The 24,819-nt window shown below is 60.9% G+C and carries 15 protein-coding genes and 1 pseudogene; 13 read left to right on the top strand and 3 right to left on the bottom strand.

The window, feature by feature from the left end; translation table 11 throughout:
• Positions 1 to 67: 67 nt before the first annotated feature.
• The 12 genes from RL_RS23960 (at position 68) to RL_RS23910 (ending at position 20,407) form a co-directional block, all read left to right on the top strand.
• The gene (locus RL_RS23960) at positions 68 to 1,609 is read left to right on the top strand and encodes a sugar ABC transporter ATP-binding protein (RefSeq protein ID WP_011653997.1); all 1,542 of its coding nucleotides are present in this window, start codon (positions 68 to 70) and stop codon (positions 1,607 to 1,609) included.
• 34 nt (positions 1,610 to 1,643) lie between these two features.
• Entirely contained in the window at positions 1,644 to 2,669 is a 1,026-nt protein-coding gene (locus RL_RS23955) for an ABC transporter permease (protein WP_011653996.1), read from the top strand.
• Between the two features lie 250 nt (positions 2,670 to 2,919).
• Positions 2,920 to 3,978 (top strand): dipeptidase, encoded by a 1,059-nt coding sequence (locus RL_RS23950; RefSeq protein ID WP_011653995.1) that lies wholly within the window; start codon positions 2,920 to 2,922, stop codon positions 3,976 to 3,978.
• A 37-nt stretch (positions 3,979 to 4,015) separates the two neighbouring features.
• A complete protein-coding gene (locus tag RL_RS23945; RefSeq protein WP_041936516.1) occupies positions 4,016 to 5,659 on the top strand; it encodes an ABC transporter substrate-binding protein in 1,644 nt (547 codons plus the stop codon).
• Positions 5,660 to 5,677: 18 nt separating this feature from the next.
• Positions 5,678 to 6,745, top strand: coding sequence for an ABC transporter permease (locus RL_RS23940; protein ID WP_011653993.1), 1,068 nt, complete (start codon positions 5,678 to 5,680; stop codon positions 6,743 to 6,745).
• A complete protein-coding gene (locus tag RL_RS23935) occupies positions 6,742 to 7,677 on the top strand; it encodes an ABC transporter permease (protein ID WP_003543863.1) in 936 nt (311 codons plus the stop codon). The genes RL_RS23940 and RL_RS23935 overlap by 4 nt, the downstream gene beginning before the upstream one ends.
• Entirely contained in the window at positions 7,674 to 8,507 is an 834-nt protein-coding gene (locus RL_RS23930; protein ID WP_011653992.1) for an ABC transporter ATP-binding protein, read from the top strand. The genes RL_RS23935 and RL_RS23930 overlap by 4 nt, the downstream gene beginning before the upstream one ends.
• On the top strand, positions 8,504 to 9,253 hold the full coding sequence (locus RL_RS23925) for an ABC transporter ATP-binding protein (RefSeq protein ID WP_011653991.1): 750 nt from the start codon (positions 8,504 to 8,506) through the stop codon (positions 9,251 to 9,253). Before RL_RS23930 ends, RL_RS23925 begins: the two co-directional genes overlap by 4 nt.
• Before the next feature lie 163 nt (positions 9,254 to 9,416).
• Positions 9,417 to 9,605, top strand: a complete 189-nt coding sequence (locus RL_RS23920; protein ID WP_003543859.1) for a hypothetical protein — start codon at positions 9,417 to 9,419, stop codon at positions 9,603 to 9,605.
• A gap of 128 nt (positions 9,606 to 9,733) precedes the next feature.
• A complete protein-coding gene (locus RL_RS40245) occupies positions 9,734 to 9,898 on the top strand; it encodes a hypothetical protein (protein ID WP_003543858.1) in 165 nt (54 codons plus the stop codon).
• 650 nt (positions 9,899 to 10,548) lie between these two features.
• A complete protein-coding gene (locus RL_RS23915) occupies positions 10,549 to 19,068 on the top strand; it encodes a GH36-type glycosyl hydrolase domain-containing protein (protein ID WP_011653989.1) in 8,520 nt (2,839 codons plus the stop codon).
• 100 nt (positions 19,069 to 19,168) lie between these two features.
• On the top strand, positions 19,169 to 20,407 hold the full coding sequence (locus RL_RS23910) for an OpgC family protein (RefSeq protein WP_011653988.1): 1,239 nt from the start codon (positions 19,169 to 19,171) through the stop codon (positions 20,405 to 20,407).
• Between the two features lie 49 nt (positions 20,408 to 20,456).
• On the opposite strand, the gene RL_RS23905 is transcribed toward RL_RS23910, so the two are convergent.
• From RL_RS23905 to RL_RS23895, 3 genes and pseudogenes are all read right to left on the bottom strand, one after another.
• Positions 20,457 to 20,810, bottom strand: coding sequence for a VOC family protein (locus tag RL_RS23905; RefSeq protein ID WP_011653987.1), 354 nt, complete (start codon positions 20,808 to 20,810; stop codon positions 20,457 to 20,459).
• Between the two features lie 547 nt (positions 20,811 to 21,357).
• Positions 21,358 to 21,766: pseudogene (locus tag RL_RS23900) on the bottom strand (IS5 family transposase); the annotation flags it as partial.
• Between the two features lie 119 nt (positions 21,767 to 21,885).
• A complete protein-coding gene (locus tag RL_RS23895; RefSeq protein ID WP_011653986.1) occupies positions 21,886 to 23,649 on the bottom strand; it encodes a glucan ABC transporter ATP-binding protein/ permease in 1,764 nt (587 codons plus the stop codon).
• Between the two features lie 319 nt (positions 23,650 to 23,968).
• Here RL_RS23895 and RL_RS23890 point away from each other — a divergent pair, with 319 nt between their 5' ends.
• A complete protein-coding gene (locus RL_RS23890) occupies positions 23,969 to 24,724 on the top strand; it encodes a helix-turn-helix transcriptional regulator (protein WP_011653985.1) in 756 nt (251 codons plus the stop codon).
• Positions 24,725 to 24,819 lie beyond the last annotated feature (95 nt).

The raw sequence follows: 24,819 nt of genomic DNA, 5'->3' as shown, positions 1-24,819 counted from the left end.
CGGATGCCACACAGGATGCGGGCTTTGCCCGCATCCTTTTCGCTTACCCGTATCCGGAGGAGATGATATGGCCGTCAGCCCGACAACCATGGCCGCCGTGCGCGCGAGCGGCGCAGTCCCGAATGCGGAATATCTCTTGAGCGCCGAGGGTGTCCGCAAGGAATTTCCTGGTGTCGTCGCACTCGACGATGTGCAGTTCCGGCTAAAGCGCGCCTCCGTGCATGCGCTGATGGGCGAAAACGGCGCCGGCAAATCGACATTGATGAAGATCCTCGCCGGCATCTATACGCCGGACAAGGGCGATATTCGCCTGAAAGGGATCGAGATCCAGCTGAAATCTCCGCTCGACGCACTCGAGAATGGGATTGCCATGATCCATCAGGAGCTGAACCTGATGCCGTTCATGACGGTTGCCGAAAATATCTGGATTCGCCGCGAACCGAAGAACCGCCTCGGTTTCATCGATCACGGCGTGATGCACCGCATGACCGAGGAATTGTTTACTCGGCTCAATATCGCAATCGATCCTGATATCGAGGTCCGATTCCTCTCGGTCGCCAACCGGCAGATGGTCGAGATCGCCAAGGCGGTTTCCTATAATTCCGATGTGCTGATCATGGACGAGCCGACTTCGGCGCTGACCGAGCGCGAGGTCGAGCATCTTTTCCGTATCATCCGCGACCTCAAGGCCCAGGGTATCGGCATCGTCTACATCACCCACAAGATGAACGAGCTTTTCGAGATCGCCGACGAGTTCTCCGTCTTCCGTGACGGGCGATATATCGGCACGCATGCCTCGACCGACGTCACCCGCGACGACATCATCCGCATGATGGTCGGGCGCGAGATCACCCAGATGTTTCCCAAGGAAGAGGTGCCGATCGGCGAGGTCATGCTTTCCGTCAAGGATTTGTGTCTCAACGGCGTCTTCAAGAACGTCTCCTTCGAGGTCAGGGCCGGCGAAATCCTCGGCGTGGCCGGCCTCGTCGGCTCTGGCCGGTCGAATGTCGCCGAGACGCTGTTTGGGGTGACGCCGGCAAGTTCCGGCTCGATCGAACTCTACGGCAAACCGGTGGCCATTTCTTCGCCGACCGAGGCCATCCGCAATCGGATGGCGTTCCTGACCGAAGACCGGAAAGATACCGGCTGCCTGCTGATCCTCGATATTCTCGAGAACATGCAGATCGCCGTTCTGCAGGACAGATATGTCAAGGGCGGCTTCGTGCAGCAGGGCGCCGTCGAGGCAACCTGCGAAGACATGGCAAAAAAGCTGCGCGTGAAAACGCCCAATCTTTACGAGCGGGTGGAAAATCTTTCGGGCGGCAATCAGCAGAAGGTGCTGATCGGGCGCTGGCTGCTCACCAATCCGCGCATCCTCATCCTCGACGAGCCGACGCGCGGCATCGATGTCGGCGCCAAGGCGGAAATCCACCGGTTGGTCACGGAGATGGCGCGAGACGGTGTGGCGGTGGTGATGATCTCGTCCGAGATGCCTGAGGTTCTCGGGATGAGCGACCGCATCATGGTCATGCACGAGGGACGCGTGACCGGTTTCCTCAATCGCGACGAAGCAACGCAGATCAAGGTGATGGAGCTGGCTGCGCAGTGATGCGTTGACGGCGATCGCCCAAGGGAGGTTTGACATGACTACCAAGGCAGCAGAGGGCGCGGCTCCGCTCGCAACCCGGCAAAGGCGGCGGCGCATACCGACGGAGCTCAGCATTTTCCTCGTGCTCGTCGGCATCGCGCTCATCTACGAAGTGCTTGGCTGGATGTTCATCGGCCAAAGCTTCCTCATGAATTCGCAGCGTCTGACGATCATGATCCTGCAGGTCTCCGTTATCGGCATCATCGCCGTCGGCGTTACGCAGGTCATCATCACCGGCGGCATCGATCTTTCGTCGGGGTCGGTCGTCGGCATGACGGCGATGATCGCAACGAGCTTTGCCCAGTCCTCGACCTGGGGACGGGCCGTCTTTCCCTCGCTGACCGACCTGCCGGCTTTCGTGCCGATCGTCGTTGGTCTGCTGATCGGGGCGGCTGCCGGTCTCGCGAACGGCGCGCTCATCGCCTACACGAAGATCCCGCCGTTCATTGCCACGCTTGGTATGTTCGTTTCGGCCAGAGGCGTGGCGAAGTGGTATACGAAGGGACAGCCGGTTTCCGGGATCACCGAGCAGTTTCATTTCATAGGAACGAAAGCCTGGCCGGTTGTCGTCTTCCTGGTCGTCGCACTGATCTTTCACATTGCGCTGCGCTATACGCGTTATGGAAAGTTCACCTATGCCATCGGCGCGAATCCGCAGGCCGCGCGTGTTTCCGGCATCAACATCGAGGCGCATCTCGTCAAGGTCTATGTGATTGCCGGACTGCTCGCCGGTCTTGCCGGTATCGTCACGGCGGCCCGTGCTGAAACCGCACAGGCCAGCATGGGTGTCGGATATGAACTCGACGCGATCGCCGCGACCGTCATCGGCGGCACCTCGCTCACCGGCGGTGTCGGGCGCATCACCGGCACCGTCATCGGCACCATCATCCTCGGCGTCATGACCTCCGGCTTCACGTTCCTCAGGATCGACGCCTATTACCAGGAGATCGTCAAGGGCCTCATCATCGTCGCGGCTGTCGTCATCGACGTCTACAGACAGAAGAAACGCCGCAAGCACTGATCTCTGGCCTGCCATGGTTTTCTTGCGGGGGCTTCGGCCCCCGCCTCGTTTTCAGCGTTGACGGATTTCTAAAAAAAGAAGTGGCGAATTCCGTCAGCTTTTCTATTCTGCCGCTTCATTCGCCCTCTGCAGCGCCGCGCGTCTGAAAAGACGCGCAAAGGACGCTGTAGCACTTTGAATGCTGCATAATTTTATTCTTAAATCGATTCCGATTTAAGGAATTATGCAGTAGGGCAGCGCAGGAAGACAGATGCAATTCGTATTTGACGGTCACAACGACGTTCTCCTTCGACTCTGGACACATTCAAAAGACGGCAGCGACCCGATCGCGGAATTCGCAGACGGCACGACGGTCGGCCATATCGATGCGCATCGTGCCAGAGAGGGCGGTCTTTCGGGCGGTCTCTGCGCCATCTATATTCCTTCAGGCGATCTCGTCTTCGCCGATCCGGATGCCGATGGCCGCTATGTGACGCCGATGGCGGCCCGTCTCGATCCGTTGCCTTCCCTTGCCATCGCCAATGAAATGGCGGCGATCGCGCTGCGGCTCGACCAGGCCGGCGCCTGGCGGCTCTGCCGGACGGTGAAGGATATCCGTGGCGCCATGGCGGACGACATTTTCGCCGCCGTCATGCATATGGAAGGCTGCGAGGCGATCGGCGCCGATCTGTCGGCGCTCGAGGTCTTCTATGCCGCAGGGCTGCGGTCGCTCGGTCCGGTCTGGAGCCGGCACAATGTCTTCGGTCACGGCGTGCCCTTCGCCTTCCCGATGTCGCCGGACACGGCGCCGGGCCTCACCGATGCCGGCTTCGCGCTGGTCAGGGAATGCAATCGTCTCGGTATCCTGATCGACCTTGCCCATATCACCGAGAAGGGTTTCTGGGACGTGGCGAAGAAGACGGACCAGCCGCTGGTCGCCAGCCATTCCAATGCCCACGCCCTGACGCCTGTTGCGCGCAACCTGACGGACAAGCAGCTCGATGCGATCCGCGAAAGCCGCGGGCTCGTCGGCATCAATTATGCCACCGCCATGCTGCGTGCCGACGGCCGCTCGGACAGCGATACGCCGCTTGCCGACATGATCCGCCACATCGACTATCTTGTGAACCGCATCGGCATCGACTGCGTGGCGCTCGGATCGGACTTCGACGGGGCCACCATTCCTGAGGAAATCGGTGATGCAGCCGGTAATCAGAAGCTGATTGCCGCTCTCAGAGAGGTTGGCTATGCTGACGCCGACCTGGCAAAACTCGCCCGTGAAAACTGGCTTCGCATTCTGGCTCAGGCTTGGCGAGAGGACCACGCCTAAGCCTTTCGTATCCAATCAAAAAACAGGGGAACAGACCATGATGATGACCAAGCTCAACCGCAATTTCCGCATGCTTTCCGCGGGAGCTGCGCTTTCACTGCTGATGATGGCCGCACCCTCGGCCTTTGCCGAGACGCCGAAGGATACGCTGGTCGAAGGTTTCGCCATCGACGATATCATCACGATGGATCCGGGTGAGGCTTTTGAGCTTTCGACGGCCGAAATCACCACCAACAGCTACAGCCTGCTCGTCCGTCTCGATATGGACGACACGTCCAAGGTGAAGGGCGATCTGGCCGAGAGCTGGAGTGTTTCCGATGACGGTCTGACCTATACGTTCAAGCTGAAGTCCGGCCTGAAATTCGCCTCCGGCAACCCGATCACCGCCGAAGACGTCGCTTATTCGTTCGAGCGCGCCGTCAAGCTCGACAAGAGCCCGGCCTTCATCCTCACCCAGTTCGGCCTGACCGGCGACAACGTCACGGAAAAGGCCAAGGCGGCCGATGCCGGCACCTTCGTCTTCACGGTCGACAAGGCCTATGCGCCGAGCTTTGTGCTCAACTGCCTGACGGCAACGGTCGCTTCCGTCGTCGACAAGAAGCTGGTGCTGGAGCATGTGAAGGCGGTGACGCCCGATGCCGAGCACAAATACGACAACGACTTTGGCAACGAATGGCTGAAGACCGGCTATGCCGGTTCCGGCCCCTACAAGATGCGTGAATGGCGCGCCAACGAAGTCGTCGTGCTGGAGCGCAATGACAATTATTATGGCGACAAGCCAAAGCTCAACCGCGTCATCTACCGCTACATGAAGGAAAGTTCGGCCCAGCGGCTGGCGCTCGAAGCTGGCGACATCGATATCGCGCGCAATCTCGAGCCGGGCGACCTCGATGCGGTGTCGAAGAATGCCGATCTGGCGACGACGAGTGCACCGAAGAGCACGATCTATTATGTCAGCCTGAACAACAAGAACGAGAACCTGAAGAAGCCGGAAGTCCAGGAAGCCTTCAAGTATCTGGTCGACTACGACGCGATCGGTGCGACCTTGATAAAAGGGATCGGCGAAATCCACCAGACTTTCCTGCCGAAGGGGCAGCTTGGTGAACTCGACGAGAATCCCTACAAGCTCGATGTCGCCAAGGCCAAGGAACTGCTGGCCAAGGCCGGCGTACCCGATGGTTTCTCGATCACCATGGATGTGCGCAACACGCAGCCGGTGACGGGTATTGCCGAATCCATGCAGCAGACGCTGGCGCAGGCCGGCGTCAAGATGGAAATTATCCCCGGCGACGGCAAGCAGACGCTGACCAAATATCGTGCCCGCACCCACGATATGTATATCGGCAACTGGGGCTCTGATTATTTCGACCCGAATTCCAATGCCGACACCTTTACCGGCAACCCCGACAATTCCGATGCCGGCACGGTGAAGACGCTCGCATGGCGCAACACCTGGGAAGCGCCGGAACTCGACAAGCAAGCCAAGGCAGCCCTTCTGGAACGCGACGCTGCCAAGCGCGCCGCCATATATCAGGACATCCAGAAGAAGTACCTGGCAAACAGCCCCTTCGTCTTCATCTTCCAGCAGATCGAGGTGGCCGGCTACCGCAAGAGCCTGAAGGACTTCAAACTGGGTCCGAGCTTCGACACCAATTTCGTCGGTCCGATCGCCAAGGAATAGTCCGGCAGGATTGGTCGCTTGAGCACCGTCGAAACAACGCAGGAGGCGCGGCCCCGGAAGGGCCGTGCTAGGGCCTTTGCGAAGGCGTTAGGGCGGTTTCTGTTTGCCGCCGTCACCACCTATCTCGGCCTGCTGGCCGTCACCTTCTTCATCGGCCGCGTCGTGCCGATCGATCCCGTGCTCGCCATCCTTGGCGACCGCGCGCCCAACCATGTCGTCGAGCGCGTGCGCGAGGAGATGGGCTTCAACCTGCCGCTCTATCAGCAGTTCTTCATCTATATCAAAGGCATCCTGTCCGGCGATTTCGGCAATTCGGTGCTGACGACCAATCCTGTGATGGTCGATATCCGCCGTGTCCTGCCGGCGACAATCGAGCTCGCGACGTTCGGAACGCTCATCGGCGCCTTCGTCGGCGTACCGCTCGGCGTTCTCGCCGCGGTGCGCCGCGGCAGCATTGCCGACCAGGTGGTGCGCGTCATCGGCCTCGTCGGTTACTCGGTGCCGATCTTCTGGCTGGCGCTAATCTCGCTCGTCATCTTCTATGCGCGGCTGCGCTGGGTGGCCTTTCCCGGCCGCATCGACATCGTCTTCGAATATACGTTCACGCCGATCACCGGCCTCTACCTGCTCGACAGCGCCTGGCAGGGGCAATGGGACGTCTTCTATGATGTCTTCCGCCACATCATCCTGCCTGCCTCGCTGCTCGGCTATTTCTCGCTCGCCTATATCAGCCGCATGACGCGCAGCTTCATGCTGAACGAGCTTTCCCAGGAATATATCGTTGCCGCGCGCGCCAAAGGGCTTTCGGAAACGCGGGTGATCTGGGGCCATGCGCTGCGCAATGCCGCCGTGCCGCTGGTCACCGTGATTGCGCTTTCCTATGCCGGCCTGCTCGAAGGATCGGTGCTGACCGAGACCGTCTTTTCCTGGCCGGGCATCGGGCTCTACATCACCAATTCGCTGCAGAACGCCGATATGAACGCCGTGCTCGGCGGCACGATCGTCATCGGCACGGTCTTCATCGGCATCAACCTTCTGTCCGATCTTCTCTATCGGACGCTCGACCCGAGGACGCGAAACCGATGACGGTTCCCGCCAACCCATCCCAGCCGATGAGCCGCCGCGAATGGCTGCTCTCCGACCGGCCGCAATCGCGCCTGCAGGCCCGCCTCGGCCGCACCTATGTCACCTGGCGGCAGTTTACGGCCAACAGGCTCGCGGTCGTCGGCCTGCTGATCATCGTGGCGCTGCTTTTCATCGCTGCCTTTGCCGATGTGCTCGCCACGCATAATCCCGTTGTCGGCGATCTGCGCAATGCCCGGCTGCTGCCGCCCGGCACGGGGGAGTTCTGGCTCGGTTCGGACGATCAGGGCCGTGATATCTATTCGCGGCTGATCTACGGATCGCGATTGACGCTGCTCGTCGTCGTGCTCGTTGCCGTCATCTCGGCGCCGGTCGGGCTGATCGTCGGCACGGTCTCCGGTTACGCCGGAGGGTGGGTGGATGCGACGCTGATGCGCATCACCGATATCTTCCTCGCCTTTCCGAAGCTGGTGCTGGCGCTCGCCTTCGTCGCAGCCCTCGGTCCCGGCATCCAGAACGCGATCATCGCCATTGCCATCACCTCCTGGCCGCCCTATGCCCGCATCGCCCGCGCCGAGACGCTGACGGTCCGGCGTTCCGACTATATTTCGGCGGTGAAGCTGATGGGCGCCTCGCCGCTTCGCATTATCGTGCGCCATGTCATGCCGCTCTGTATTTCCTCGCTGATCGTGCGCGTGACGCTCGACATGGCGGGCATCATCCTGACGGCGGCCGGTCTCGGTTTCCTCGGCCTGGGGGCGCAGCCGCCGCTGCCGGAATGGGGTGCGATGATCGCCTCGGGACGGCGCTTCATCCTCGATCAATGGTGGGTCGCGGCGATGCCGGGCATCGCCATCCTCATCGTCAGCCTCGGCTTCAATCTCCTCGGCGACGGCCTGCGCGACGCGCTCGATCCGAAGGAGAGCGGCCAATGACGACACTTCTGACGGTGGACAAGCTCAAGGTCAGCTACCCCACGCGCACAGGCGTGATCGAGGCCGTGCGCGGCGTCTCCTTCACGCTCGGCAAGGAAAGGCTCGGCATCGTCGGCGAATCCGGTTCCGGCAAGTCGCAGACCGGACGCGCAATCATGGGCCTGACGCCGAAACACGGCATCGTCACGGCCGACAGGCTCAATTTCAACGGCATCGATCTTATCAATGCCTCGGCCGGCGAAAGGCGCAGGCTGCGCGGCAAGCGCATCGCCATGATCCTGCAGGATCCGAAATATTCGCTCGATCCCGTCATGTCGATCGGACGGCAGATCTGCGAAACGCTGCGCACGCATGAGAGGGTCGGCAAGGCGGAGGCGCGCGAGCGCGCGCTCGCTATGCTGGAAGCGGTGCAGATCCGCGACCCGAAACGCGTCTTCGACCTGCATCCGCACGAGGTCTCGGGCGGCATGGGGCAGCGTGCGATGATCGCCATGATGCTGATTGCCGGGCCGGAACTGCTGATTGCCGACGAGCCGACCTCGGCGCTCGACGTGACGGTGCAGCTCGACGTGCTGAGGATCATGGACAGGCTGGTGTCCGAGCGCGGCATGGGGCTGATCTTCGTCTCCCACGATCTGAGGCTGGTCTCTTCCTTCTGCGATCGCGTCATTGTCATGTATGCCGGAAAGATCGTCGAGGAACTGGCGGCGGCCGATCTCAAACATGCACAGCATCCCTATACGCAGGGTCTGCTGAACTGCATGCCCGAGATCGGCGCAAACCGCCACCCGCTGCCGGTGCTCGACCGCAAGCCGGAGTGGGCGGCATGAGCGCAGCTCTCGAGATCGACGATCTCAGCGTCATCTACGACCATTTTCATGCCCTGAAGAATGTCAGCATCACTGTCGAACGCGGCGAATCCTTTGGTCTCGTCGGCGAATCCGGCTCGGGAAAGTCGACCTTGCTGCGAGCCGTTGCCGGACTTGCGCCGGTCAACGGGGGCGCGATCAACATCGATGGCGAGCCGCTGAAAGGTTCGAAACGCAGCAAAGTCTTCTATCGGCGCGTGCAAATGGTCTTCCAGGACCCTTATGGTTCACTGCATCCGCGTCAGACGATCGACCGGCTTCTGCTCGAACCGCTTGCGATCCACGGCATCGCCGACGGCGATAAGCGGATTGCCCGCGCGCTTGACGAGGTCGGCCTCGGCAATGGTTTCCGTTTCCGCTACCCGCACCAGCTCTCCGGCGGCCAGCGCCAGCGCGTGGCGATCGCCCGGGCGCTGATCGTGGAACCGTCGATCCTGCTGCTCGACGAGCCGACATCGGCGCTCGACGCCTCGGTGCAGGCCGAGGTGCTGAACCTGCTGGAAGAGATCCGACGCGACCGCAAGCTCACCTTCGTGATGGTCAGCCATGATCTTGGTGTCATCACCCACATGTGCGAAAGGCTCGCCGTGATGCGCAACGGCGCCGTCGTCGAGCGGCTGAGCTCGCAGGAACTGGCGGCAGGCGCCGTTCACGAGGACTATACGAGAAATTTGATGATCGCGAGTAAGGGTTTCGTCAAAGCCTGAAAGTCAATATTTTCAAACCCTTGAAGAGAAAATACCGGTGGCGTTGTTAAGGATAATGCTTCCCTAAAAGACGACCATTCGACTAGACTATTGACAGCTGCCTTGCTTCTGTCATGATCCCGTTAACGTTTGTTAGCTTTCGTGATCGATGGAGGTTGATTGCATGTTCTTTCTCGGTGGAATGACCATGGGTTACCTCGATCCTCCTGTTAAAGCCGATCGCCGGGAACAGATTTCGGCATCCATTCCTGCGGAAAAGGACCGTCGGCTGATCGAGACTTCCTCCAACCCGTCGCAGACCGAGAACGCCGTCGAGCGCTCGTTGATTTGGGCATGGCGCACGCTCTGCTAAAAGGGCTGGTTGAATTTTCTCTTCCGCTCGCTCTGGACGGAAATTTATCTCTACCTACTTGATAGAGAAAATAAGAATATAAGCGCGAGCCGCACAACCGGCCGCACGAGAAACAACGGAGGCGACATATGGCAGATCTGGGTATTTCGCATGCTCACGTGAACCAGTATGGTTCCGTACCGACCAAGAAGCCGCTCACCACGCGCCACAGGCTTCAGACGATGCTTCATGGCGCGATCTTCACCGCGGCATTTCTGTTCGTCGTAGCCATGGTTTGCGGTGTCGTCGGGTAATCCGGCGGATGATTAAGCGTCGGCAGGTGCCGGCGCTGTGGCGCTTTTTGCCTTTATTGAATTCCGGAACATTTAATATGTCTCGGCATTCTCCTGACACTCGAATGTCAAAAGGAGAATGGTCACGAGAGCCATTTTGTTATGGCGATCGGCATTCCGATCCCCATCATTCTTCCGTACTTTTTTCACGCCACCCAAAACACGCCCGAGCGACCTTGATCTCGAGCGGAAGCGGCGTGGGCCACAACCGCCCAAACCGCCGCCAGACGCATCCTCAGGCGATCATGCGTCTTTCGTTTTTCTGAAATCGAAGAGCTCTTGCAGTGCCGGAACCAGGTGCCGGCATTTTCGTCATTTCCGCCGCCCAGACAAGCTCGCCGGGCGGCGGCGCATGCCTCTTGACTTGAATTTTCTCGAGGGTGTCCAAATTTTCGACATGGCTGTCGCGGAGAGGGTATCGATGGTCTTGATCACGTCGGGTCACGTCCTGGACAGGGATTAGCCCGTTTGCATAGCTTGGCCCGAGTGTCGTTCACCCCGGCTTCATCGATCTTTGAAGAATAGGGCTCCGTTCATGTAGCAGTCATGATAAGCAGTGCAAAAGGCTGAGCAAAACAGCCATAACTTCGTTTGGATCCAGAACCGAACCCATGTCTATTTCTCATCTTTCTCCGAGCCTTCCGCGCGAACCCGATATGAAGCAGATCGATCACAACGGTTCGATCCGTTCGACCTATCTGTCGATCGAGGACATCAAGGCGATGGGCGATGCGGTCGCCCGCAACGGCGTCGACCAGCTGCCGGCTTTCGCCCCCTTCGATTTCTTTGCGCGCCATAAGGAAAACGAGAAGGAAATACTGCGTGTCTACCGGACTACGGCGACCGACGTCGAGGCCGGCGAGACGATCACGCCGGCGGCAGAATGGCTGCTGGACAATCACTATATCGTCGAAGAGGCGATCCAGGAGGTGCGGCGCGACTTCCCCCGGCGCTTCTATCGCGAATTGCCGACCATGGTCGTCGGCGGCGTCGAGGTACCGCGCACCCTCGTGCTTGCCTGGCTCTATGTCGCCCATACCCACAGCACGATCTCGCAGGAAAGTCTGACGGCGCTGGTCGACGGCTTCCAGGCCAGCGAGACGCTCAGGATCGGCGAACTCTGGGCGTTGCCCTCTCTCGTGCGCTACGTGCTCGTGGAAAACCTTCGCCGCATTTCGAGCCGTGTCGAAGCCAGCCGCCGGCTGCGCCGCCGCGCCAACGAGGCGGCCGACGAATTGGTGCGCCTGACCGACCCGGCCGCGGCAGCCGCCTATCTGAAGACGCTGGAACCGCTTGCCGAAGACAATACCTTCTCGACGCAGTTCCTTTATCGCCTGCGCGACGGCTCGCAGACATCGAGCCTGGCGATCACCTGGCTCGATGAGCGGCTGGAGGAGCTCGGCCGCAACACCGAAGAGGCGACGACGGCCGAACACAGCCGGCTCTCTTCCGGCAACGTGACGATGGGCAACATCATCCGCAGCCTTCGCGAGATCGACGATGCCGAATGGTCGGTCTGGGTCGAGCAGGTCAGCCATGTCGACAAGCTGCTCTGGGAGCATTCGGATTACGGCGTCCTCGATTCCGGCTCGCGCAACAAATATCGCAAGCAGATCGAGAAGCTGGCCAAGCGCTCGCCGCTGTCGGAAATGGAAATCGCCCAGCTGGCGCTCGACATGACCGATGCCGCCAAGGCCTCCGACGAGCCGCAGCCGCATGAACCGAATGTCGGCGGCTTCCTGTCGGGCGCGCAGCGGCCGAAGCTCGAGGCGCGGGCGAACTATCGCCCGACGGTCATCCAGCATTTCGTGCGCGCCGTGCGCCGGTTCAACTGGCTGGCGATTGCCGTGCCCGTCATGCTGCTGACGGTCATCGCCATGGCGATCGTCGGCAAGTTCATGGCGAATGCTGGCATGGGTGCGTTTGAAATCGCCCTGCTGCTGATCATGTTCTCAGTGCCGGCGTCGGAGGGGGCAACAGGCCTCTTCAACACCTTGCTGTCCTTCTTCGTGACACCGGCGCGCCTCGTCGGCTACGAGTTCAAGGAAGGCATTCCGGAAGATGCGCGCACGCTGCTCGTCGTGCCCTGCCTGATCTCGAACCGCGACAGCGTCGACGATCACGTGCGCAATCTCGAAGTCCATTATCTCGCCAATCCGCGTGGCGAGATCTATTTCGCGATGCTGAGCGACTGGCCAGACAGCGAGGCCGAGGAAACGCCTGCCGATCTCGAGGTTCTCGATTATGCCAGGCGCGAGATCGCCAATCTCTCCGCTCGCTATGCCTATGACGGCAAGACGCGTTTCTATCTGTTGCATCGCCGCCGCCTCTACAATCCCTCGGAAGGCGTCTGGATGGGCTGGGAACGTAAGCGCGGCAAGCTGCACGAGCTGAACATGCTTCTGCGCGGCGACCGCGACACGACCTACTTGCCGGGCGCCAATACCGTGCCGGCCAATGTGCAATATGTCATGACGCTCGATGCCGATACGCGCCTGATGCGCGATGCCGTCACCAAGCTCGTCGGCAAGCTCTATCATCCGATCAACCGCCCGGTCATCAACCCGAAAACCGGCCGCGTCGAAAGCGGCTATGGCGTGCTGCAGCCGCGGGTCACCCCGTCGCTGACGACGGGCAAGGACGCGTCGGTCTTCCAGCGTGTCTTTTCGATCAACCGCGGCCTCGATCCTTATGTCTTCACCGTTTCCGACGTCTATCAGGATCTCGCCGGCGAAGGCACCTTCACCGGTAAGGGCCTTTACCATGTTGATGCCTTCGAAGCGTCGCTGAAGGGCCGGATCGACGAGAACTCCGTGCTCAGCCACGATCTTCTCGAAGGCTCGATGGCGCGTTGCGCGCTCGTCACAGATCTCGAACTGGTGGAGGATTTCCCGATCCGCTATGAGGTTGAAACCTCGCGCCAGCATCGCTGGGCGCGTGGCGACTGGCAGCTTCTGCCCTACATGTTCAATCCGAAATACGGCGTCACGGCACTCGGCCGCTGGAAGATGTTCGACAATCTGCGCCGCTCGCTGACGCCGATCGCATGGTTCTTCGCCTCAGTGCTCGGCTGGTATTTCATGGGGCCGCTCGGCGCGCTCATCTGGCAGATTCTGCTGATCTTCTGCCTCTTCGTCGCGCCGACGCTCTCGCTCATCAACGGCATCATCCCGCGCACCAGCGATATCATCGCCCGCGCTCATCTCTATACGGTCTGGGCCGACATCACGGCCGCCAATGCGCAGGTTGCGCTGCGTATCGTCTTCATCGCCGATTCGGCTTGCATGATGGCGGATGCCATCGGCCGTTCGCTCTACCGCCTGTTCGTCAGCCGCAAGCTGATGCTGCAGTGGCGGACCGCCGCCAGCGTTCAGGCCGGCGGCCAGGGTACGTTGATCTCCTATTACAAGGCGATGTGGCATGCACCGGTGCTGGCACTGCTGGCGCTCGGTTTTGCTGCCCTTCCCGGCGACAACGCCTTCCTCGTCGGCATTCCCTTCGCGCTGCTGTGGATCCTGTCGCCTGTTGTCGCCTGGTATGTCAGCCAGTCGGCGGAGACCGAGGATCGGCTTGAGGTCGCCGATTCCGTGTCGAGCGAACTGCGCAAGATCGCCCGGCGCACCTGGCGTTATTTCGAGACCTTCACGACGGCCGAGCAGAATTATCTGCCGCCGGACAATATCCAGGAAACGCCGCATGTGATCGTCGCGGCGCGCACCTCGCCGACCAATATCGGCGTCTATCTGCTTTCCGTCGTTTCCGGACGGCATTTCGGCTGGTTCTCCTTCGAGGAGACGCTCGAGCGGCTGGAGCAGACGATCGCGACGATCGACAAAATGGAGAAATTCCGCGGTCACCTGTTCAACTGGTACCACACCGATACGCTGCAGACGCTTGGTCCCCGTTACGTCTCGGCCGTCGACAGCGGCAATCTCGCCGGCCATCTGATCGCCATTTCGTCGGCCTGCCGCAACTGGGCCGAGGCACCGTCCGCCCATATGCAGGGCAATCTCGACGGCGTCGGCGACACGGCCGGCATTCTCGGCGAAGTGCTGGCGGACCTGCCCGACGACCGCAAGACCGTGCGCCCGCTGCGCCGACGCCTAGAGGAGCGTATCGTCGGCTTCCAGAGCGCCCTCGCCGCCGTCAAGCGCGAGCACGAATTCGCCTCGATCCGCATCATCAACCTCGCCGTTCTCGCGCGCGATATCGAGAAGCTCGCCGCCAATCTCGACCATGAGGTCAAGTCGAAGCAGAGCGAAGAGGTCACCTTGTGGGCTGCATCGCTGGTAAAGGTCTGCGAGGCGCATATTTCCGACAGCACCTTCGACCTTTCCAAGGTCGATGCGCTGAGGCCGCGGCTGGTGGCGCTGCGCGACAAGGCACGCGATCTCGCCTTCTCGATGGATTTCGGCTTCTTGTTCCGGCCGGAGCGGCGTCTGCTGTCGATCGGCTACCGCGTCGAAAGCGGTGAACTCGACCAGGCCTGCTATGACCTTCTCGCCTCGGAATGCCGCCTGACCAGCCTCTTCGGCATCGCCAAGGGCGACCTGCCGACGGAACACTGGTACCGCCTCGGCCGCCAGGTCGTGCCCGTCGGCTCACGCGGTGCGCTGGTTTCCTGGTCCGGCTCGATGTTCGAATATCTGATGCCGCCGCTCGTCATGCAGGAGCGCGGCGGGGGGATTCTCAACCAGACGAACAATCTGGTCGTTGTCGAGCAGATGAACTACGCCCGCAAGCTGGGTATTCCCTGGGGCATTTCGGAAGCGGCCTTCAATGCCCGCGACCATAACCTCAACTATCAGTACACGAATTTCGGCGTGCCGACGCTCGGCCTGAAGCGCGGTCTCGGCCACAACGCCGTCATCGCGCCCTACGCCTCGCTGCTCGCCGCCCAGTACGACCCGCCGGCCGCGCTGGAAAACCTGCAGAGGCTGCGCAAGGTCGGGGCACTCGGCAAGTTCGGCTTCCATGACGCCGTCGACTTCACGCCGACGCGCGTGCCGGAAGGCAAGAAATGCGCCGTGGTTTACAATTATTATGCCCACCATCACGGCATGTCGATCGCGGCGGTCGCCAATGTCGCCTTCAATGGTCATCTGCGCGAACTCTTCCACTCCGATCCTGTCATCGAGGCAGCGGAGCTGCTGCTGCAGGAAAAGGCGCCGCGCGACATTCCGGTCATGAGCGGCAAGCATGAATCCGATACGCCGGCCAGCATCCAGGACGATCTCCTGCGGCCGGAACTCAGGAAGATCAGCGATCCGGCTTCGCGCGACCGCGAACTCGTGTTCCTGTCGAACGGCCATTATTCGCTGATGCTGACGGCGACGGGCGCCGGTTATTCCCGCTGGAACAATCTTTCCGTTTCCCGTTGGAAGCCTGATCCGACTGAAGACCGCTGGGGCAGTTTCATCTTCCTGCGCGACACCGCCACCAACGAATGGTGGTCGGCGACATCAGAGCCGAAGGGCGTCGAAGGCGAAAAGATCAAGGTCGAATTCGCCGACGAGAAGGCGCAGTTCACCAAGATGGTCGGCGACCTCACAAGCGAAGTGGAATGCATCGTCGCGACCGAGCATGATGCCGAGGCCCGTCGCGTCACGCTGCTCAACATGGGCACGGAAGACCGTTTCATCGAGGTTACCTCCTATCTCGAACCGGTGATCACCTCCGACGATACCGACAATGCGCATCCGGCGTTCGCCCGCATGTTCGTCAAGACAGAGATCGGCAAGCGCGGCGACGTCATTCGCGCCGAACGCAACAAGCGCGACCCGAACGAGCCGAACATCAGCATCGCACATCTGATCGTCGACAATGCCGGCGATACTCGCCATACCGAATTCGAGACTGACCGGCGCAAGTTCATCGGCCGTGGCCGCAGCCTTGCCGATGCGGCGGCCTTCGATCCGGGTGCAACGCTTTCCGGCAGCGACGGCTTCATGCTCGATGCCGTGATGTCGCTGCGCCGCACCGTCCGCGTGCCGGCCGGCAAGAAGGTCAGCGTGATCTTCTGGACGATTGCGGCGCCAAGCCGCGAGGAAGTCGACAAGGCGGTCAACCGCTATCGCCACCCCGACGCCTTCACCCACGAGCTCGTCCAGGCCTGGACACGCACGCAGGTGCAGATGCGCCATGTCGGCGTCACCTCCCAGCAGGCGGCGGCCTTCCAGCATCTCGGACGCTATCTCGTCTATCCCGACATGCAACTGCGCAAGGACGAGGCGACCGTCGAGGCCGGCCTGCAGTCGCAATCGGCGCTCTGGCCGCTGGCAATCTCCGGCGACTTCCCGATCTTCACGCTGCGCATCAACGACGACATGGATCTCGACATCGCCCGCGAGGCGCTGCTGGCGCAGGAATATCTGCGCTCGCGCGGTGTCACCGCCGATCTCGTCATCATGAACGAACGCGCTTCGTCCTATGCGCAGGACATGCAGCATGCGCTCGACGCCATGTGCGAAAACGTGCGCCGCATGGGCCAGGCCGACGGGTTGCGCCAGCATATCTTTGCGGTTCGCAAGGACTTGATGGAGGAGAGCACCTATCACGCGCTGATAGCGGCTTCCCGCGTCACGCTGCATACAAAGAACGGCAAGGTGGTCGACCAGATCAACCGCGCCGTCGCGCTGTTTGCGCCCTCCAAGGAGGAACTGCAGGAGATGGAACGGGCCGAGCGCAACAAGGCCCCCGTCAAGCGTGTTGCGCCGGTGCCGCCACCTGTCGTGCCCACCGTCGTCATCGAGGAGGAAGGCGATCTCGACTTCTGGAACGGCATCGGCGGCTTTGCCCGCGACGGACGCGAATATGTCGTTCGGCTGCCTGGAGGTCATGCGACGCCGCAGCCCTGGATCAATGTCATTTCCAACGACAGCTTCGGCTTCCACGTGTCGGCCGAGGGCTCGGGCTTCACCTGGAGCGTCAATTCGCGCGACTATCAGCTAACCTCCTGGTCGAACGATGCCGTGGTCAACCGTTCGGGCGAGGCGTTCTATCTCACCGATCTCGACAGCGGTGCCGTCATGACGCCGTTCGCAGCGCTTTCCCGCCGGCCGGACATTCGTTTCGAAGCCCGCCACGGGCTCGGTTATTCCGTCTTCTCCAGCGTTCAGCACGATATCGCGCTGGAGCTGACGCAGACGATCGACCGCGAAAAGCCGGTGAAACTGCAGCGCCTGCGCCTGCGCAACACCGGTTCGACCAGCCGCAAGCTGCGTCTCTACGGTTATGTCGAATGGATCCTCGGCAGCAATCCGGGACGCACGGTGCCTTTCATCCTGTCGAGCCATGATGAGGAGACGGGGGCACTGTTTGCCACCAATCCCTACAGCATCGATTTTTCAAACCGCACCGCCTTCTTCGCGACGAGCGAGACACTTTCGAGTTTCTCGGCAAGCCGGCGCGAATTCATCGGCAAGGCGGGAACGATCCAGACGCCGCAGGCCGTCACCTCCGCCGCCGGCCTTTCCGGTACGACCGATCTCGACGGTGATCCGGCCGCGGCGCTTGCAATCGACATCGAGCTCGGCGCCGGCGAGGAGCGCGACTTCACTTTCTTCCTCGGCGATACCCCTACGGCAGAAGAAGCGCGCATTGTTATCGCCGATATCCGCAAGGCTTCGTTCGACGAGACCGTCGAGGCAAACCGCGCTTTCTGGCGGGATTTCACCGGGAGGCTGCAGATATCGACGCCGGATCGCGGGATGAACAATCTCGTCAACACCTGGCTGCCGTATCAGAGCCTCGGCTGCCGCATCATGGCGCGCACCGCCTTCTACCAGGCAAGCGGCGCCTTCGGCTTCCGCGATCAGCTGCAGGACACGCTGGCCTTCGTGCTGCACGAACCCTCGCTTGCCCGCCGGCAGATCCTGAATGCCGCTTCGCGGCAATTCCGCGAAGGCGATGTCCAGCATTGGTGGCTGCCGGGAACGGGTGCCGGCGTGCGCACGCTGATCTCCGACGACGTCGTCTGGCTCGCTTACGCGATCCATCACTATTGCAACGTCACCGGCGACAAAGACGTGCTCGACGAGGAGATCGCCTTCCTGGAAGGGCCGGCATTGCTCGAAGGCCAGCACGACTCATTCTACAAGCCGGAGATTTCCGAGGACAAGGCGAGCGTCTACGAACACGCGGCGCTGGCGCTCGATCTCGCCATCGCCCGCAAGGGGGCTAACGGCCTGCCGCTGTTCCTCGGCGGCGACTGGAACGACGGCATGAACCGCGTCGGCGTCGGCGGGCGCGGCACCAGCGTCTGGCTCGGCTGGTTCCTGGCGGGCGCATTGCGCTCCTTCATTCCCTATGCCGAAGAGCGCGGCGACACGACCCGGGTAGAGCGATGGTCGGCGCATCTCACCGAGCTGAAGAAGGCACTCGAAACCGCGGCCTGGGATGGCGGCTACTATCGCCGCGGCACGTTCGACGACGGTGCACTGCTCGGCTCCAGGGAAAGTCCGGAATGCCGGATCGATTCGATCGCGCAGTCCTGGAGCGTGCTGTCCGGCGAGGGCGATCCGGCCCGCGCCGTCACGGCGATGGAGGCCGTGCTCGACCAGCTGGTCGACGAGGATGCCCGCATCATCCGGCTGTTCACGCCGCCTTTCATCAATTCCGCTAGGGATCCCGGCTATATCAAGGCCTATCCGCCGGGTGTGCGCGAAAATGGTGGGCAATATACCCATGCCGCAACTTGGGTTGTGATGGCGCTAGCGGAGCTGAAGCGGGGCGACGATGCCTTCCGCTGCTTCCAGATCCTCAATCCGATCACCCACGCGCTCGACAAGGCTTCAGCGGAGCAATACCGCGTCGAACCCTATGTCGTGGCGGCCGACGTCTACGGCCATGATCCCTATACGTCGCGCGGCGGCTGGACCTGGTATACCGGGTCGGCCGGCTGGCTCTACCGCGCCGCCGTCGAGGGCATCCTCGGCATCCGGCTGAAGGACGGCCGGCTCTATGTGCGCCCGTCGCTCCCGTCGGAATGGGACGGTTTTGCGGCAGAGGTGGAGCAAGGCGGCGGCAAATACCGCATTTCGGTCTCAAAAGCGTCCAATGACAGCGGCTACACTCTGTCAATCAACGGCTGCGAAGTCACCGATCCCGAAGAGGGATATCCGCTCGGATAACAGCGTTCTCCACGCTGAAAAACACGGCGATTCGCGATGGCCAAAAGGGAACCCTTTTGGCCATCGTCGCGTTTGCAAATCGGATAATAAGGAGAGACCAATGGCAAGCACGCCGACAGAAGCCATCGTCACGGGGCGCAGTTCCCTATCCGCAGCTGCGCCAGTGCGTGACACGAGGCTCGACGTCTTGCGCGGCGTGGCCCTGATCATGATCTTCATCAATCATGTTCCCGGACAGATCTTCGAATATGTAACGACGAAGAATTTTGGTTTCTCCGATGCCGCCGAAGCGTTCGTGCTGATCTCGGGCATTGCCGTCGGCCTTGCCTACGGGTACCGCTTCCAGCCGGGCAACCGCCTCACGGTGGCGATCAAGGCGGTAAAGCGCGCCTTCACGCTCTATCTCGCTCATATGATCACCACCTTCATGACGCTGGCGCTCTTCATCTGCGGTGCCTGGCTGTTCCATCGGCCGGGATTGCTGGTTGAAATCAATATCCTGGCGGTTCTGATGAACCTGAAGGAAGGCATTCCGGCGCTGTTGCTGCTCGGCCACCAGATCGGCTACAACAATATCCTGCCGATGTATGGCGCGCTGATGCTGATGGTGCCGATCATCCTGCTGTTGAATGCGCGCAGCCCTTGGCTGGCGCTCGGCGTCTCGGCCGCGGTCTGGCTGCTTGCAGGCATCTACCAAGTGGCGCCGCACAACATGCTGATTGAAGACTACTGGTTCCTCAATCCGCTTTCCTGGCAGTTCCTGTTTTCGATCGGCATCGTCTCGATGCTGCATATCAAGCGCGGCGGCACTATCCCGCAGCATCCGCTGCTGCTTGCGGCCGCTGCCGGTTACGTCATGTTGTCCTTCATCTGGGTGACCGGCCATCTCTGGATCTGGGGCAATTCGCTGGCGGCCCTCGGCCTGCCGACTGTTATCACCGGTTTCGACAAGACCTTCCTGTCGCTGCCGCGGTTGCTGCATGTGCTGGCGCTGACCTATCTCGTTATCAGCATCCCGGCGCTCTCACGCATCCTGCGCCGTCCTGCGGACCACCCGCTGACGATCCTCGGCCGTCATTCGCTGAACATCTTCGTCGCCGGCACGATCCTCGCCATGATCGGCCAGGTGGTGCTCTACATAACCAACAAGGATCAGCTTGTCGGTCCGCTTGTCGTGATTGCAGGGATCGCGACACAATTCGCCTATGCCTACTATCTCGAGCGCAAGCGCCAGCAGGGCAAGGTCAAGGGGAAACTTGTCGCCGATACCGCCACCATCCCCGTTCCCGTCCGCATTGGCGGGACCGCGAATGCCTATCGCCAGAACGACCGGAAATAAGGCTTGGATTTCTCCGACATGAAGGAGCCGGTGGCCGATGGCCGCCGGCTCAATTTTTATGGACGAGGATGTTCACCAACTTGCCGAAGGGATCGCGCACATAAAAGCGCCTGACGCCCCACGGCTCGTCGGCTGGGCCGTACTCGATCGGAAAGCCTGAGGCCGACATCGCCTCGAAAGCAGCATCGAGGTCGTCGACTTCGATCGAGACGTCGGGCACCTTCGTTCCGGAACCGCCTTTGCTGGCAATGCTCAGCTGAACGTTCATTGATTGCGCCGCGCCGAACGTCGTGATCCAGCCGTGATCCATGATGACGTCAAGACCGAGGATATCCTGATAGAAGCGCCGGGCCAGGGTGATGTCCGCTGCCTGGATATTGGCGACGATGCGCAGGACCTTCATGGGTTTTCTCCCTATGCTCCGTTGACTGGCGAAGGTTAGGGAAGATCGGCGGGGTGATCAATCCGCCTTGGGAAGCGGAGACGCTGCTGCGTGTGATATCCCCCTCTGCCCTTCCCCACAGGTGGGGAGATTGGATGGAGTGACGGCTTCGCCAAACAACCGGCCGTCACATGAATCTAAACTGAAGGCGATTTGGCACGGCAACCGAAGTGGTTCATGTTTTACGGGGAGCAAGCTCCTTGCCGATCTCCCTCCTTGTTTTAAAGCCCGGATACATACCTGACAGATGTTCGGAGACATGCCTGACACTTCCGCCATGATTTCTCGGGAGGTCGGCATGGTTTGGCGGAGAGATGCCCGGCAGGACGCGACACCGTCTCTCGGTTTCGGGAACGGTTTGAGGTTATGACCGCCTCGGCCTCTTGCTTCGAGATCGTTTGCGCTCAAGGCATTGCTGTCATGCGCTTTATCGCCCAGATGGCCTGACCTGTCTGGCAATTGAGCTTGCGTGATGTCGCGACTTGGCCGGCCATCGCGATGAAGCGCAGGGACGCCCGAGCGTATCGACCAGCATATGGACCTTGGCCGTCAGTCCACCTCCGGAACGCCCCAGCGCCTGATCCTTGGCCCCTCTTTTCCGCTCGCAGCCTGTTGATGGGCACGCATGATGGTGGTGTCGATCATTAAGTACAGATTGTCCCGGTCAGCAGTGAGGGCATCAAAGACCAGCTCCCATACGCCGGCATGGCACCAGCGACTGAACCGGCGATGGACCGTCTTCCACTTGCCGTAGCGCTCCGGCAGATGCTGCCAGTGTGCGCCGGAGCGCAGCACCCACAAACACCCGTTCACAAACAACCGGTTATCTACCCCGTCCGACCTGGATCGCCGGCCCTACCTGGCAACAAAGGCGCAATTCTTAACCACTGCGCCTCGTTCAACTCGTATCGCTTCACGCCCATCAAAGGCCTCCGTGCCCACCGATTTGCGAATGTCGATCGATCCGCGGTCCGAGAGCAAACAAAAAGGCCGGAAGGAGCTACCCTTCCGGCCTTTATCTTGAAACCCGAACCGATCAGGCGGCTTCGGTGGTGTGGGCCTTGCGCACCTCTTCATCCGTCAGGATGCCGCTGGCGCGCAGCAGGGCGGCGAAGCGGCCGTTGCTGTGGCTGAGTTCGTCGAAGCTGCCCTGTTCGACGACGCGGCCGTCATCCAGGAAGAGCACCATATCGGCTTCGCGGACCGTCGACAGGCGGTGGGCGATGATGAAGGTGGTGCGGTTCTGGCGCAGATTGTCGATCGCGGCCTTGACGCGGGCTTCGGTTTCGACGTCGAGCGCCGAGGTCGCCTCGTCGAGCACCAGGATCGGCGCGTCCTTGAGGATGGCGCGGGCGATCGCGATGCGCTGGCGCTCGCCGCCGGAGAGCTTGTTGCCGCGTTCACCAACATGCGTATCGTAGCGATCCTCGCGGGTCTCGATGAAGTCGGCAGCGGCAGCGGCTTCGGCCGCACGGCGCATTTCCTCTTCACTGGCGCCCTCGCGGCCCAGGCGGATATTGTCGCTGATCGAACGGTTCAGCAGGCCCGCATCCTGGAAGACGGTGGCGATGTGGCGACGCAGCGACTTGCGGGTCACCTTGGTGATATCGGTGCCGTCGACGAGGATCTTGCCGCCCTGGGCATCGTAGACACGCTGCAGCAGGTTGACGAGCGTCGTCTTGCCGGCGCCGGTCGGGCCGACGATGGCGACCGTCTGGCCTGCCTTCACCGAGAAGGAGACGTTGTGCAGGCCCTGTGAGCTGTTGCCGAAGCCGAAGGAGACGTCGCGGAATTCGATCGCACCCTTGACGTCCTTGATCTCACCGTTGCCGGCAGGCTCTTCACGTTCACGCACCGAGTCTTCCAGCGCATAGAATTCCTCAAGCTTGGAACGGGCCTCGAAAATCTGCGTAGCGAACTGGCGCATCAGGTCGAGACGGCCGATCAACAGGTTGGCAAAGCCGATGAAGGCGATGACGTCGCCGACGCGCAACTGGCCGGCCTGGACGAGCATGGTGCCGATGATCAGGACCACCATCATCGCGATGGTCGACGCCATGCGGTTCAGCGCGCTGGCGATCGCCCACCAGTCGAGCACTGGATACTGGGCTTCGAGCAGACGGTCGGCAAAGGATTTCAACGCCCTGGTTTCGGCCTCGATGCGGTTATAGCTGTGCAGGACCGAAACGTTGCTGATCGAGTCGCTGACATGCGAGAAGACGGTATGATAATGGTTCTCGACCGAAGCCTGGCCGTCCTTGGTGCGGCTCATCACGACGCGGCCGATCAGCCAGTAGGCGATGGCGAGCACCATGAGCACGGCGGAAAGGCGCAGGTCCATCGACATTGCGGTCGGTATCAGAAGGGCAAGCGCGATGACCGTCGACAGGTGGTTGCGCATGAATTCCAGCCAGAGGCCAAACAGCGTCTCGCAGGCGCGCAGCAATGTATGCAGCGCGTTGGAGGTGCCACGCTGATGGTGCCAGCCAAGCGGCATGGAAATGATGCGGCCGAAGGCTTCCGTCAACAGCGTCGCTCGCCGGCCATGGGCCAGCCGGTCGGCCTCGCGGGCCACCAGAACGAAGGCAATGGTGTTGAAGACGGCGAAAGTCGCCCACATGAAGAGGATGGGCTTGACCTCACCCTTGCCCGAAATCGCATCGATGATACGACCGAACAGGATCGGCTCCGCGATGGTGATCGTCGCAAGAACAATGTTTGCGACAACGACCAGGGATACGCGCAGCTTGTAGGCGCCAAGATAGCGCAGAGCCCTTGCATAGACCTTGAATAGCGTCACGTCGAACCTCTTGTGCATCTGCGAAAACGGGATGATGCGATGCTACAAAAGGCTACCTGAACGGGCGATTAACGGAGTATTCAGGGTTCAACCGATGTGATGATTGATACGATCGTACTATGGCAGGACGCGACGAGATGGCGATGGCGCCGAAATTGCCGTTCGGCTATATCTCGCGACAATTTGCGCTTGCATTTTATTAAATGTTTAGCGCAGCATTAAAATTACAGACTGCATTTATTGAAGACCGTTTCGCGACCAGTTTGACCAGCCGCCGACGGCCTCATGCGGGCATCAGGTCCGGGCAAGGGGCATTTTTGTGAATATTAATTCGTTAATTCAATTACTTGTAATTCTGGAAGAATGCTCAAATCCTGAAGCTGTCGTCACCGAGTTGGAGCAGATCCTCCACGGTTGTGGCTTCGAATATTATGGTCTGCCACGCCATTTGCCGCAGACCCCGATGCAGCAGAATCCGGAGCCCTGGGCTGCGGCGCTTGCCGGCCGCTGGCCGGAACAATGGCCGCATATATATACCGCGAAAAAATATGCTCTGATCGATCCGATGGTGCGCTATCTCGCTCATGCGCAGCGGCCTTTCCGCTGGCGGGAGGCGATGGCGGCCTTCCGCAAGGACGCGTATCATCGCCGCATGGAGCAGATGATGGTCGATGCCTTCGGGCACGGGTTGGAGGATGGCTACATCTTTCCCATCCACGGACGCAACGGCATTCTCGCCAGCCTTAGTCTCGCCGGCAAGCCGATCGAGCTGTCGCCGGTGGAAATCGCATTGCTGGAGGCGGTGGCGCGCAAGGCCTTCTGGCGGTTGCTCGATCTGAAAGGCGAGGCGCAGGCACTGGAAACCGTGCTGCCGGCCGACACGCCGCTGACGCGGCGCGAGATGGAAATCCTGCATTATCTCGCCGAAGGCATGACTTCGATGGAGATCAGCAAGATGCTGAAGATCTCAAACCACACCGTCGACTGGTATATGAACGGCCTGCAGGACAAGCTGAAGGCGAAAAACAGGCAGCAGGCGGTAGCGCTTGCCTTCCGTCATGGCCTGATAAGTTAGAGCAATTCCGCTGTCATCGAAGCGAAACCGCTCTGCTTTTTATTTTTTACGCAACTCGGGACGGAAACCGCTTGGCGCTTTTCCTGGAATTGCTT

This window comes from Rhizobium johnstonii 3841, assembly GCF_000009265.1.
Lineage (GTDB): Bacteria > Pseudomonadota > Alphaproteobacteria > Rhizobiales > Rhizobiaceae > Rhizobium > Rhizobium acaciae.
Note: the sequence above shows the minus strand (reverse complement) of the source record. Positions and strands in the feature narration are given on the sequence as shown.